12 protein-coding genes are annotated in these 12,889 nt (G+C 68.0%); 3 read left to right on the top strand and 9 right to left on the bottom strand.

Features of this window, described 5'->3' with window-relative positions; genetic code table 11:
* Positions 1 to 49: 49 nt before the first annotated feature.
* Positions 50 to 898 carry a GNAT family N-acetyltransferase gene (locus ACFRAQ_RS04080; protein WP_379093875.1) on the bottom strand — a complete coding sequence of 283 codons (849 nt, stop codon included), beginning with the start codon at positions 896 to 898 and terminating at the stop codon, positions 50 to 52.
* An 88-nt stretch (positions 899 to 986) separates the two neighbouring features.
* Complete coding sequence (locus ACFRAQ_RS04075; RefSeq protein WP_379093873.1) at positions 987 to 1,115, bottom strand: hypothetical protein; 129 nt, start codon at positions 1,113 to 1,115, stop codon at positions 987 to 989.
* A 223-nt stretch (positions 1,116 to 1,338) separates the two neighbouring features.
* Here ACFRAQ_RS04075 and ACFRAQ_RS04070 point away from each other — a divergent pair, with 223 nt between their 5' ends.
* Positions 1,339 to 1,995: a PadR family transcriptional regulator gene (locus ACFRAQ_RS04070; RefSeq protein ID WP_379093870.1), complete on the top strand. Its 657-nt coding sequence runs from the start codon at positions 1,339 to 1,341 to the stop codon at positions 1,993 to 1,995.
* A 12-nt stretch (positions 1,996 to 2,007) separates the two neighbouring features.
* The gene (locus tag ACFRAQ_RS04065; RefSeq protein ID WP_379093867.1) at positions 2,008 to 3,504 is read left to right on the top strand and encodes a DHA2 family efflux MFS transporter permease subunit; all 1,497 of its coding nucleotides are present in this window, start codon (positions 2,008 to 2,010) and stop codon (positions 3,502 to 3,504) included.
* 107 nt (positions 3,505 to 3,611) lie between these two features.
* On the opposite strand, the gene ACFRAQ_RS04060 is transcribed toward ACFRAQ_RS04065, so the two are convergent.
* The 3 genes from ACFRAQ_RS04060 to ACFRAQ_RS04050 form a co-directional block, all read right to left on the bottom strand.
* The gene (locus ACFRAQ_RS04060) at positions 3,612 to 4,232 is read right to left on the bottom strand and encodes a Uma2 family endonuclease (protein WP_379093864.1); all 621 of its coding nucleotides are present in this window, start codon (positions 4,230 to 4,232) and stop codon (positions 3,612 to 3,614) included.
* 245 nt (positions 4,233 to 4,477) lie between these two features.
* Complete coding sequence (locus ACFRAQ_RS04055) at positions 4,478 to 6,031, bottom strand: molybdopterin-dependent oxidoreductase (RefSeq protein WP_379093861.1); 1,554 nt, start codon at positions 6,029 to 6,031, stop codon at positions 4,478 to 4,480.
* 66 nt (positions 6,032 to 6,097) lie between these two features.
* The gene (locus ACFRAQ_RS04050; RefSeq protein ID WP_357087266.1) at positions 6,098 to 6,529 is read right to left on the bottom strand and encodes a VOC family protein; all 432 of its coding nucleotides are present in this window, start codon (positions 6,527 to 6,529) and stop codon (positions 6,098 to 6,100) included.
* Between the two features lie 140 nt (positions 6,530 to 6,669).
* On the opposite strand from ACFRAQ_RS04050, the gene ACFRAQ_RS04045 reads away from it, so the two are divergent.
* Positions 6,670 to 7,539 carry an alpha/beta fold hydrolase gene (locus ACFRAQ_RS04045; protein WP_379093857.1) on the top strand — a complete coding sequence of 290 codons (870 nt, stop codon included), beginning with the start codon at positions 6,670 to 6,672 and terminating at the stop codon, positions 7,537 to 7,539.
* A gap of 72 nt (positions 7,540 to 7,611) precedes the next feature.
* Here the strand turns inward: ACFRAQ_RS04045 and ACFRAQ_RS04040 are convergent, their stop codons facing one another.
* From ACFRAQ_RS04040 to ACFRAQ_RS04025, 4 genes are all read right to left on the bottom strand, one after another.
* Complete coding sequence (locus ACFRAQ_RS04040; RefSeq protein ID WP_379093854.1) at positions 7,612 to 9,408, bottom strand: AMP-dependent synthetase/ligase; 1,797 nt, start codon at positions 9,406 to 9,408, stop codon at positions 7,612 to 7,614.
* Between the two features lie 111 nt (positions 9,409 to 9,519).
* Entirely contained in the window at positions 9,520 to 10,434 is a 915-nt protein-coding gene (locus ACFRAQ_RS04035; protein WP_379093851.1) for an alpha/beta hydrolase, read from the bottom strand.
* 27 nt (positions 10,435 to 10,461) lie between these two features.
* Positions 10,462 to 11,292: an SDR family NAD(P)-dependent oxidoreductase gene (locus ACFRAQ_RS04030; RefSeq protein ID WP_379093848.1), complete on the bottom strand. Its 831-nt coding sequence runs from the start codon at positions 11,290 to 11,292 to the stop codon at positions 10,462 to 10,464.
* A 38-nt stretch (positions 11,293 to 11,330) separates the two neighbouring features.
* Positions 11,331 to 12,851, bottom strand: coding sequence for a flavin-containing monooxygenase (locus tag ACFRAQ_RS04025; protein ID WP_379093845.1), 1,521 nt, complete (start codon positions 12,849 to 12,851; stop codon positions 11,331 to 11,333).
* Between the last annotated feature and the right edge of the window lie 38 nt (positions 12,852 to 12,889).

Raw genomic sequence — 12,889 nt, 5'->3', positions numbered from 1 at the left:
CCCAGTGCGGGGCCGGATCTCTCACCGAGATCCGGCCCCGCGCCGTTTCTCAGTCGAGGCGGTAGATGTCGTAGTCGCCGAGTGGCCGGAAGCCGAGTCGCTGATAGAGGGCCGTGCTGGTGCGGTTCGCCTGATCGGCGAAGAGCATGACGTCTTTCGCGCCGGAGGCGAGGGCGTGGCGGCAGGCGTAGGTCGTGGCGGCGGCTGCGAAGCCCTTGCCGCGCAGGGGTTTCGGGGTGAAGACCGGGGCGATGCGGATGGTTCCGGTTACGGCTGTGCCGGTTCCGGCCATCGATACCGGGGTGCCGTCCACTTCCCACAGTGAGAGGCCGCCTCGCGTGAGGCGTTCATCGACCAGGCGGTCCAAGTGCGCCGGGGGCGGGTCGCCGATATCCCGGGTGAATTCGAGCAGAAATTCGATCGCCAGTTCCCGGTCACGGTCGGTCGCGAGGCGTCCGATGCCGTCCGGCATCGGATCGGGCGGGATCAGATCGCCCAGCCGGTAGAGGCGATCGGCGCGGCTCAGGGTGACCGACTTGCCGTGCGACCGCGCCCAGGCTTCCGCGACGGGACGGGCGGAGTCGGAGGGGCCGGACACCGCGGACAGCGCCGGATCGATCGCCGAGTAGTCACGCACGAGTGGAACGATCGCCTCGGATGGCAACGGGGACACCACGATTCCGAAGGGCGGTGTCCGGAAGAACGCGGCTGCGACCTCGCCTCCGGCAGTGGTCCACCATCCGAAATGGGGTGCGGCGTCCCCGTAGATCGTCGGCCCCTGCCGTCGCAGTCGATCCAGCACCGTGAGCAGCACGGTGTTCCGGATCGGATCCGACCGCAGGAATTCGTCCGCCGCCCGCTCATATGCCGGCAGGTCCTCGGTAATCGTCCACCCCATGTGTCCATCATGGCGCAGACGACCGGGAACGGGACAGCCCGCCGAGAATGACTCGGCGGGCTGTGCGGTGTCCGGTGCCGGCGACGAGTTACTCGCCCGCCGAATCCGGCTGCTCCGCAGTGGAATCGGCCGTGCCCTTGATGTCCCAGGCCGCCATCATCGCGGCGAGGCCGTCCGCGGCGGCGGTGTCCTGGGTGGTCGATTCCTGGTCCGACATGGCGGGTACCTCTTTCTGCTACTTCCCTGACGAAAGGTTGATGTTACCGGTCGGTTTCAGTTGCTGCTCGCCGAGAAATGGCCTGCAACAAGCGATTTCACAGACACGTGACAGGGGTCACAAATACCGGCGGAGCCGGTCGCCCGGGAGGGGTTGTGGGCGCGGTGTTCGGCGTCGTATATTCCACGTGGAATATTTGGTCCGGAGGATGGTGGTGACGGTGATGGCGTCACTCGAAACGGAGGTCGTGGTGATCAAGAAGCAGTCGGCTCCAGCGCTCACGCCGATGGCGCTGCTGGTTCTCGCACTGCTGGAGGAACGTCCGATGCACCCGTACGAGATGTATCAGCTGTTATTGAGCCGCCACGAGGACCAGTTCACCAAGATCAAGCCGGGGTCGCTGTATCACACGGTGGCGCGGCTGACCGATCAGGAACTGATCGCGGCGGAGAGCACCGATCGGGCCGGCAACCGGCCGGAACGGACCACCTATCGCATTCGCACGGCCGGGCACACGGCGCTGCGTGAACGAGTCCGGGACCTGCTGCGGGAACCGGTTCACGAGTACCCGGCGTTCGTGACCGGATTGGCCGAAGCGCACAATTTGCCCGTGGACGAGGTCATCGATGCCCTCCGCGAACGCGTCGCCTCGATCGAGGCGCGGGTCGCCGAGCTGACCATGCTCCGCGACCTGGCCGCCGCCTCCGATGTCCCGCGCCGTTACTGGATGCGGGTCGACTACATACGCGCGCACAGCACCGCCGAAGTCACCTGGCTGCGCGGACTCATGGACGAGCTCCGCAGCGGCGAACTCGAATGGGAGACCTTCGACTCCGAGTCCGGCGAGCGCGTCGACACCAGAACCCACTCCCAGGGATAGGAACCCGAATCCATGTCCACTCAACGCAACCCGTGGCTCGCGCTCTACGCGCTGGTCGTCGGGTTCTTCATGATCCTGCTGGACATGACCATCGTCGCGGTGGCCAATCCGGCAATCATGAAGGACCTGAACGCCGATGTCTCCCAGGTCATCTGGGTCACCTCCGCCTACCTGCTGGCCTACGCGGTGCCACTGCTGGTCACCGGCCGGCTCGGGGATCGCTTCGGCCCCAAGAACATCTATCTCGGCGGCCTGGTCGTGTTCACCCTCGCCTCGCTCTGGTGCGCCGAGTCGACCAGCATCAACATGCTGATCGCGGCCCGCGCCGTGCAGGGCCTGGGCGCGGCGCTGATGACGCCGCAGACCATGGCCGTCATCACCCGCACCTTCCCGCCGGACAAGCGCGGCGCGGCCATGGGCCTGTGGGGCGGTGTGGCCGGTCTGGCCACCCTGGTCGGCCCGATCCTGGGCGGCGTGCTGGTGGACTGGCAGGGCTGGCAGTGGATCTTCTACGTGAACGTGCCGATCGGCATCATCGCCTTCGCGCTGGCGTTCTGGCTGGTCCCGTCGCTGCCCACGCACGAGCACAAGTTCGATCTGGTCGGTGTGGCGCTGTCGGGCGTCGGCATGTTCCTGCTGGTGTTCGGCATCCAGGAGGGCAACACCCACGACTGGGACGCCGAGATCTGGGCCATGATCGCCGCCGGTGTGGTGGTGCTGGCGCTGTTCGTGGTCAACCAGGCGCGCAATACCGGTGAGCCGCTGGTGCCGCTGAGCCTGTTCAAGGACCGCAACTTCGCGCTGTCCAATGTGGGTATCGCGGCCATGGGCGCGGCGGTGACCAGTGTGTTCGTGCCCGCCTACTTCTACCTGCAGCAGGTGCACGAGCTGTCGCCGACCCGCTCGGCGCTGATCTTCGCGCCGATGGCCATTCTGACCGGTGTGTTCGCGCCGATCATCGGCAAGATGTCGGACAAGGTCGCGCCGCGGGTCATCCCGACCATCGGTTTCGCGATGTTCGCGGCCACCCTGTTCGGTTTCGCCGCGTTGATGAAGCCGGACGGCTCGCTGCCGCTGTTCATGATCGTCGGCGGCTTCGCCGGTATCGCCAACGCCTGCATCTGGGCGCCGCTGGCCTCCACCGCCACCCACAACCTGCCGGTGCAGCTGGCCGGTGCGGGCGCGGGCGTCTACAACACCACCCGCCAGGTGGGTTCGGTGCTCGGTTCGGCGGCGATCAGCGCGCTGCTGTCGGCGCGGATCTCGGCACAGGGCCTGCAGAGCGGTCCGATCGGCGAGGGCTCGGGCGGTAAGAGCCTGAGCGATCTGCCCGCACAGGTGCGGGATCCGATCCTGGAGAAGCTCAGCACCGCGCTGAGCCAGTCCATGTACCTGCCCGCGGCGATCCTGCTGATCGGTGTGGTGGCCTCGGCGATGTTCATCGGCTTCGGCAAGCAGGGCGACGGGAAGCAGGACGATATGGCGAAGGCGAACATCGGAGCGCACTGACCTATCGCAGGGCCTGATCGGCCGCTGGTCGATCGGCTCGAATCCAAAGGTGCTGCCCGCCAGGACTTCCGGCGGGCAGCACTGTTTCCGTCCCCTGCGGGTCGCGGTCAGAGCAGCAGGCCGACGAGGCGGGTCCAGTCGATGCGGATGTCGATCGGCATGTCCGTCAGGGTCTCGCCGATGTGGGCGGTCAGCCGCCGCAGCGGCCGGTAGTGGCCCAGTACCAGGACGTGGGTCTGGATGGCGCGCACTCGATCGCGATCCATGTAGACCAGCCAGTACCAAGGGATTCCGGCCAGTGCGTACTCGGCCATCTTGTCCGCGGTGTCGACGCGTTCGGTCGCCGGGGACACCACCTCGACGGCGATCTTCACCCGCTCGGCCCGCAGCGGGCCGACATCGGCGGGCGCACAGGAGAACAGGATGATGTCGGGACGGCGGATGGTGAGGCGCGGCGATTCCCACAGCAGCACGTCCTGGTCGACGCCGACGTAGAGCGAGCCGTCGTTGTATCGGCTCATGTGGTGCTCGGCCCCGGACGCCAGCATGGCGGCCAGCCGGCGGGTGGCGTTGCGGTGGGGCAGGGCGGGCGTTTCGGCGCGCACCACGTCACCGTTGACCACCTCGACGAGCCGGCAGAAGTCGGGGGGCAGCTGCTTCCAGATGTCGAGCGTGATCGGTTCGGGCTGCAGGTTTTCCGCCCGCGCCCATTCGAGTACGCCGAACATGCGCGCTCCCCTCATTCCCCGAACGAGTTGTGCCCCCGGGCGAGCGGATGCCCCCGAGCGGCCGGACCGAGCCACGACTGCCGCGATGATCTTAATCCGCGCGGGCCGCCGAAACGGTTGTTCGGAACGTTCGCCCGCGCCGGACCGGCGAGCCGCGCGGACGATGGTCGGGCACGAGGTGTTTCGCGCACTGGATCGGCGGCGTGCGTGACGCGGCGCCGATTCTTGGGGCGGAACAGTCTTTTTCAGCCGATTCGCACGGTCAACGACGGATATCCGGTCGCGCCGTCGGGCACGACGTCCTGTCGCCGCTCGGTCTGGGTCTCCCCCGTGCCGTCGGTGGCGCGCGCCCAGACGGTGTGCACGCCGCTGCCCGCGGGCGCGTCCCAGTCGAAGGCCCACTGCACCCAGGTGTCGATGGACGGGGCGGTCGCCAGGCGCGCGGGCTGCCAGTCCCCTTGGTCGATACGGACTTCCACGCCGCGGATGCCGCGATGCTGCGCCCACGCCACCCCCGCGATGGTGACCTTGCCGGGCGCGAGGGTGCGGCCGCGCGGGGTGTCGATGCGGCATTCGGTCTTGATGGGGCCGTACGCCGACCAGCCGCGTTTGGTCCAGAACGCTTCCGCGCGATCGAATCTGGTGATCTCGAGTTCGGTCACCCACTTGGTGGCCGACACGTACCCGTACAGGCCCGGCACCACCAGCCGCGCGGGATAGCCGTGCGCGGTGGGCAGCGGTTCACCGTTCATGCCGACCGCCAGCATGGCGTCGCGGCCGTCGGTGAGCACGGCGAGGGGGCTGCCCGCGGTGAAGCCGTCGACGCTGCGGGAGAGCACCATGTCGGCGTCGGGGTGCGGCCCGGCCTGGGCGATCAGTTCGTCGAGCCGGTAGCCGAGCCAGCGGGCATTGCCGATCAGTTCGCCGCCGACCGGGTTGGAGACGCAGGCCAGGGTGACCAGCCGTTCGATGGGGGTGCGGGCGGCGAGATCGGCGTAGCCGAGCCGGATCTCGCGATCGACCATGCCGTGGATGCGCAGGGACCAGTCGTCCTTGCTGACCTGCGGCACGGTCAGCGCCGTGTCGATGCGGTAGAAGCTGGAGTTCGAGGTGAGGTAGGGCGTGAGGCCCGGCAGTTTCAGGTCCGCACCCGGGTCGACGGGCGGCTCGACGCTGGTCGGCGTGGGCAATTCGACGTCGGCCCGCTCGGCGGAGACGTCCCGCGACCGCAGCCCGATGAGCCGTCCGGCCATGCCACCGGCGACCGCGACGGCTCCGGTGATGGCGAGCCAGCGCATCACCTGCCGCCGTTGCGTGGTCTGTTCCGCGGCGGACTCCGCGGTGGCCGGTGTCGCGTCGGCGCGTTCGGCGGACTCCTCGAGCCGGCGAATCAGGCTGCGCAGCACGAGAATTCCGGCCACGGTGCCGAGCAGCGCGGGTATCGCCCAGGTCCAGGCGGCAGCGGGACGTCCCACCGCGGCCGACATCGCGAGCAGTCCGAAGACCCCGAACAGGATCGATCCCCAGGGCCGCCGGACCCGCTCGGCGAGTCCAGCGACGGCCGCCAGCACGACGGCCGCCACGCCCATCGACACGAACAACAGCAGTTTGTCGTTGGTGCCGACCAGCCCGATCACCCATTCCCGGAACCCGTCCGGCGTATGGTCGACGACCCACGCCCCGACGGCCTGCAAGGGGGTGCTGTCCGGACTGATCAGCACCGACACCACTTCGGCCACGCCCAGCGTGACCAGGCCCGCGACGATGCCGCCGGCGATTCGTACTTCGCGATCGGCCACGAAACCGACCCTACTGCGGGAACCGCCGCGCGAACCCGCGCCAGAAATGACGATCCGGTGACGTCGTCACATGGTGGCGGAACCGGTGTAGTTGATCATCCACGGCACCGAGAACTTGTCGGTGACCATGGCGAACGCGTCGGCCCACTCGACCTTGCCGAGCGGCATGGTGACGGTGCCGCCGGGGGCGAACTCGTTGAACAGGCGCTCGGCCTCGGCCGCGGACTCCACCTCGACCTGGACGGCGAAGCCGGGGTTGGAGTTGTCGATGTCATTGCCGGGCGGGGTGTCGGACACCATGAGGATATTGGTGGCGCTCAGCGGCAGCTGCGCGTTGGCGACCCGGTTGGCGATCTCCGGGGGCAGGTCGCCGGGGGTATCGCCACCCATGTCACCGAAGCGGACGATGGTGGCCTCGCCGCCGAAGACGGACTGGTAGAAGGTGATCGCCTCCTCGGCGTTGCCGTTGAAGACCAGGTACGGGTTCAGTGCGGGCATGGGTTCCTCCTCGGTCGGTGTGGCGGGTGCGGCGGCACCCGACAGGTAGGACGCGGGGGCCGCCCGGAAATCATCGGTCGCGGCCGGGAAATTTCGGTGAATGCGAGAAATATTCGGTGCGTCCCCCGGTTGACCTAGCTATGAGCGAACTGCCCCGGGTCCAGCACCGTCACCTCGAGGTGGACGGCGTCGACGTGTTCTACCGCGAATCGGTCCCCGCCCGCGCCGATGCCCCGGTCCTGCTGCTACTGCACGGTTTTCCCACCGCCTCGCACCAGTTCCGGCGGCTCATGGACACGCTCGGCCACCGCTACCGGCTGATCGCGCCGGACTATCCGGGTTTCGGAAACACCGTGGCGCCGGCCGATTTCGACTACACCTTCGACCGGTTGGCCGATATCACCGAGGGATTCGTGCGGGCGCTCGGCCTGACCCGGTTCGCCATGTACATCTTCGACTTCGGCGCGCCGATCGGCCTGCGCGTGGCCGCCCGCCATCCGGAGTGGATCGCCGGGCTCGTGGTCCAGAACGGCAATGCCTACGAGGCCGGACTGTCCGAGGCCGCACAGGGTTTCGTCGCGCTGCGGCCCGATCACGCGGGTGACGAGGACGTCATCCTCGGCCTGCTCACCCTCGAGGGCACCCGCGGCCAGTACGAGGGCGGCGTTCCCGATCCGAGCCTGCTGAACCCCGACGCCTGGACCCTGGACCAGCACTATCTGGACCTCCCCGGCCGCAAGGAGGCTCAGCTGGCCCTGGCCTACGACTACAAGTCGAATGTGGCCCGCTACCCCGAATGGCAAGCGTGGCTGCGCAAATACACTCCCCCGACCCTCATCACCTGGGGTGCGAACGACATGTTCTTCCCCGCACCGGGCGCGCACGCGTATCTCGCGGACGTTCCCGACGCCGAACTGCACCTGTTCGACACCGGCCACTTCGCGCTGGAAACGCATGTGGCCGAGATCGCCCCGCTGATCGCGGACTTCCTCGACCGGCTGAACGGCTGAACGGAAAAGGCGCTGCCGGTGGAAATTCCACCGGCAGCGCCTCGTTCGACTCGGCTCAGGAGTCGACTCCGATCAGGAGTTGTAGATCGCGTCCACGTCGGCCGCGTACTGCTTCATGACGACGGCCCGCTTGAGCGACAGCTTCGGGGTCAGCTCGCCACCCTCCTGGGTCCAGTCGACCGGCAGGATGCGGACCTTCTTGATCGCCTCGGCGTGCGAGACCAGCTTGTTGGTGGCCGCGACCGCGTCATTGATCTCGCCGACCAGGGCCGGGTTCTCGATGAGGTGCTCGATCGGGGTGTCGGCGGGAATCCCGTTGCGCGTCTTCCACGCCGGCAGCGCCTCGGGGTCGAGGGTGACCAGCGCGGCGATGAAGGGCTGCCCGTCGCCGACCACCATGACCTGGCTGATCAGCGCGTTCTGCCGCAGCGAGTCCTCGAGCATGGCCGGGGAGACGTTCTTGCCGCCCGCGGTGACCAGGATTTCCTTCTTGCGACCGGTGATCGCGATGAAGCCCTGCTCGTCGATGGCGCCCAGGTCGCCGGTCTTGAACCAGCCGTCGGCGTCGAACGCGTCGGCGCTGGCCTCCGGGTTGTTCCAGTAGCCGCCGAACACGACCGGGCCGCGGATCAGCAGTTCGCCGTCCTCAGCGACCTTGGCGCCGTGGCCGGGCAGCGGGCGGCCGACCGAGCCGACCTTGATGTGCCGGGGGGTGTTGACGCTGACGGCCGCGGTGGACTCGGTCAGGCCGTAGCCCTCGTAGATGGTGACGCCGGCGCCGCGGAAGTAGTGGCCCAGGCGCGCGCCCAGCGGGCCGCCGCCGGAGACGGCGGAGGAGCACTGGCCGCCCATGGCCTCGCGCAGCTTGCTGAACACCAGCTTGTCGAGCACCGCGTGCTGCAGCTTGAGCACGATGCCGGGGCCGCCGGTCTCGAGCGACTGGCTGTACTGGATGGCGATCTCGGTGGCGTAATCGAAGATCTTGCCCTTGCCGCCGTCGTGCGCCTTCTGCTTGGCGCCGTTGAACACCTTCTCGAACACGCGCGGCACCGAGAGGATGAAGTTCGGCTTGTACTGGCCGAACTGCTCGACCAGGGTGGACCAGTCGGCGGTGTGGGCCACGGTGACGCCGGCGTCGAAGGCGGCCAGCGCGACCGCGCGCGCGAAGACGTGGGCCAGCGGCAGGAACAGCAGCGACTTGCGGCCGGGCTGCAGGAACTCGCTCATGGAGGAGCGATCGGCGGCCGACTCGGCGTAGAGGTTGGCATGCGAGAGCATGACGCCCTTGGGCCGGCCGGTGGTGCCGGAGGTGTAGATCAGGGTGGCCGGGGACGCGGCCTTCACCTGGGCGCGGCGCTCGTGCACCACGGCGTCGTCGAGATCCTTGCCGCGGGCGGTCAGCTCGGCGATCGCGCCCTTGTCGATCTGCAGGACCTCGCGCAGGCTGTCGAGCCCGGCCTCGATCTCGGCGATGGTGGCGCGGTGCTTGTCGTTCTGGACGACGGTGAGCTTGGTGGCGGAGTCCTCGAGGATCCAGCGCGCCTGCTCGGCGGAGGAGGAGTCGTAGATCGCGACGGTGCAGCCGCCGGCCGCCCAGATGGCGAAGTCCAGCACGACCCACTCGTAGCTGGTCTGAGCCATGACGGCGACGCGGTCGCCGAGCTCGATACCGGAGGCCACCAGTCCCTTGGCCACGTCGGTCACGGTCTTCGCGAACGTCGCCGCCGTGACGTCGTTCCAGCCGCCCTTGCCATTCGGGGTGTTGAAGACCACCAGCTCGGGGGTCTTCTCAGCATGCCGGAACGCGCCGTCCGACATGTTGGCGTTCTCCGGAATGGTGTAGGTAGCCGGGACTTCGAACTCTCGCATCGCTGCCCTTCCACAGAGGTTTACTGGCGGGTAATTTACGCCACGCTCACAGGTAACTCTCCGCGGACCGCCCGAACCTGTTCCCGGACGGTCTCGCGCTGTGATTCGTCTCTATCCTATTGACCGAGTTTGCGCCGGTCGAAGCGCCTGGCGCAGGAATTGCCCGAGTTCGACGGTGACCGCGGCGGCCGGCGCCACCAGAGCCGCCTGCAACTGGGCGACATGCCAGAGACCTTCGGTCTCGGTGAACTCGGTCGGCACACCCGCCGCGCGCAGCTGCGCCACCAGCCGCGTGCACTGGTCGTGCAGCAGCTCGGCCTTGTCGGCCTGGACATAGGTGGGCGGCAGTCCGCGCAGTTCGCCCAGCAGCGGCGCGTACCCGGCGTCCTTGCCGTCGCCGCCACCCAGGTAGGCCGCCGCGCAGGCCCGCGACCACGGCTTGTTGATGACCAGATCGCGGTTGCGGGTGGGGACCTCGTTCGGGTCGGTCCACGGCGCGATCAGGCCCAGGGCGGCCGGGGTCAGGCCGTGCCGGTCGCGCAGTCGCTCGGCCAGCGCCAGTGACAGCCCGCCACCGGCCGAATCGCCGGCCACCGCAATGCGTTCCGGCCGGTAACCGGCCGCCACCAGTTCCAGGAACGCGGCCTCGGCGTCCTCGAGCGCCGCCGGGAACGGGTGCTCGGGGGCCAGCCGGTAGTCGGGAACCTGCACGGCGCAACCGGTTTCGCGGGACAGGTAGGCCGCCAGCGAGCGGTGCGTGAGCGGCGAACCGACGGTGTAGCCGCCGCCGTGCAGATACAGCACGGTGGCGCTGTCGGAGACCGGCCCGACCGAGACGCGCTCGGTCGGGCGGCCGCCGAGGCGGATGTGCTCGACATGGGTGCCGCGCGGCGCGCGCTGCGCCACCGAACCCCAATCCATCAGTGCCCGCTGGACACCGAACGGGAGCCGGTGATGGAGCATGACCCGGAAGACCGGGTTCAGCACGGCTCGGACGACGGGCAACGGCAGTGTCACATCGGGCATGACCGAATGTCCTTCAGAATCGCTGTATTACGGCAGGAACCGCTTCTGCACGACCGCGGAGATCCGCTGGTAGTACGAAGCCGTGGTGCGCACGAACAGGTCGAGAGCCTTGGCCTCCCAGCCGATCAGCACGCGGCCGTAGCCCTTGCGGACCGCCTCGGTGATGGTCTGCGCGGCCATCTCCGGGGTGTGCAGGGCGAGCTTGCTGTCGAAGAGGCTGGCCAGATTCTTCTGGTCCAGGCCCTCGGAGACGGTGGCGTTGCGGGCGACGGCGGTCTTGATGCCGCCGGGGTGCACGCAGGTGACCTTGACCGGGGTGCCGCTCATCAGCATTTCCTGGCGCAGCGCCTCGGTGAAGCCGCGAACCGCGAACTTGGCCGAGTTGTAGGCGCTCTGGCCGGGGACCGCGATCAGGCCGAAGAGGCTGGACACGTTCACCACGTGGCCGTCACCGGATTCGATGAGGTACGGCAGGAACGCCTTGGTGCCGTTGACGACGCCCCAGAAGTCGACATCCATGATGCGTTCGATGTCCTTGAACGCGGTGTCGGTGACATTGCCGTGGTGGGCGATGCCGGCGTTGTTGTAGATCTGGTTGACCTTGCCGAAGTGCTTCTTCACCTCGTCGGCGTAGAGCAGCACGGCCTCGCGCTCGGCCACGTTCAGGCGATCGGACTTGATCTTGACGCCGAACTTCTCACAGCGCCGCACGGTTTCGGCGAGGCCCTCGGCGTCGATGTCGGACAGCGCCAGGTGCGCGCCCCGCTTGGCCAGGTTCTCCGCCAGCGCGCGGCCGATGCCGGAACCCGCACCGGTGATCACGCAGACCTTGTCCTTGAAGTAAGCATCGTTGCTCACGGTTACCGCTTTCGGTTCGTCAGGAGTGGGGGGTGTGACTAAACGGCCTGTGCGACAGGCTGGCCGGTGGTCTCGTAGGCCGCGACGTCGAAGTGCTCGAGCAGACTACGGAACCGGAAGGTGAAGTCCGGCCACAGCGTGGTGTTGTTGCCGTGCTTGTCCAGGTACCAGGAGGCGCAGCCGCCGGTGCTCCACACCGCGCCCTCCAGCTTGCGCTGCAGACCCGCGTTGTACTCGTCTTGCACGTCCTTGCGGACCTCGACAGTGCGCAGGCGCAGGTTGTCGAACTGGGCGATGGCGTCGGAGATGTAGTTGATCTGCGACTCCAGCATGAACACCATCGAGGTGTGGCCCAGCCCGACGTTCGGGCCGAGCATGAAGAACATGTTGGGGTAGTTGTTGATCGCCGAACCCTTGTAGCCCTGCTGGCCGATGGCGTCGAACACCTCGGACAGGGTACGGCCGTCGCGGCCGGAAACCGTGTCGTAGACCGGCGAGTCGGTGACATGGAAGCCGGTGGCCACGATGATCGCGTCCACCTCGCGCTCGACGCCGTCCTTGGTGACGATGGCGTTCGGGCGGATCTCCTTGATGCCGTCGGTGACGACATCCACGTTCTCGCGGCTCAGGGCCGGGTAGTACTCGTTGGAGATCAGCATGCGCTTGCAGCCGATACGGAAGTTCGGGGTGACCTTCTTGCGCAGTTCCGGATCGCGGACCTCGGCGAACAGCTTGGCGCGGGCCACGGTCTCGAGGGCGAGCATGGCGGGCGGGAACTTGGCCAGGCCGACCACCTGGGTCTCGCGGGCGGCGTAGATGCCGGCGCGGTAGAGGCTGCGCAGCGCGGGAATGCGCTTGAGCGCGAACTTCTCCGGGGCCAGGTACTCGCGGTCGACGCGGGGCAGCAGCCAGGGGGCGGTGCGCTGGTAGACGTCCAGGTGCGCGACCTCGGCCGCGATGTTCGGGACGATCTGGATGGCGGAGGCGCCGGTGCCGATGACGGCGACACGCTTGCCGGCCAGGTCGGAGTCGTGGTTCCAGCGGGCGGAGTGGAAGATCTCGCCCTGGAAGTCGTTGATGCCCTTGATGTCCGGCAGGTTGGGCTCGCACAGCGCGCCGACGGCGGACACCAGGATGTCCGCGGTGAACGGGCCCTGGCTGGTCTGGATCTCCCAGCGCGCCTCGGCGGCGTTCCACTGGGCGCCGGTCATCTCGCAGTCGAAGATGTGCTTGTCGCGCACGCCGTACTTGTCGGCGACGCCCTGGATGTAGCGCTGGATCTCCGGCTGCTTGGAGAACGAGCGCGACCACTCCGGGTTGGTGGCGAAGGAGTACGAGTACAGCTGCGAGGGGACGTCGCAGGCCGCGCCCGGGTAAGTGTTGTCGCGCCAGGTGCCGCCGACATCGTTGCCGCGCTCCAGCACGAGATAATCGGTGCGTCCCTGCTTGCTCAGCCGGATGGCCAGGCCCAGGCCCGAGAACCCGCTGCCGACGATGATCACGTGGGAGTGCCGGGCGGGCCGGTTGCCGACAGCTTTGTCTGTAACCTTGCGACTCATGTACCCGAGAATATGGTCTTATTGAGTGGGAGTCAATA

The sequence above is a fragment of the Nocardia sp. NPDC056611 genome, from assembly GCF_042792755.1.
Lineage (GTDB): Bacteria > Actinomycetota > Actinomycetes > Mycobacteriales > Mycobacteriaceae > Nocardia.
This window is presented reverse-complemented; position numbering and strand designations above follow the sequence as displayed.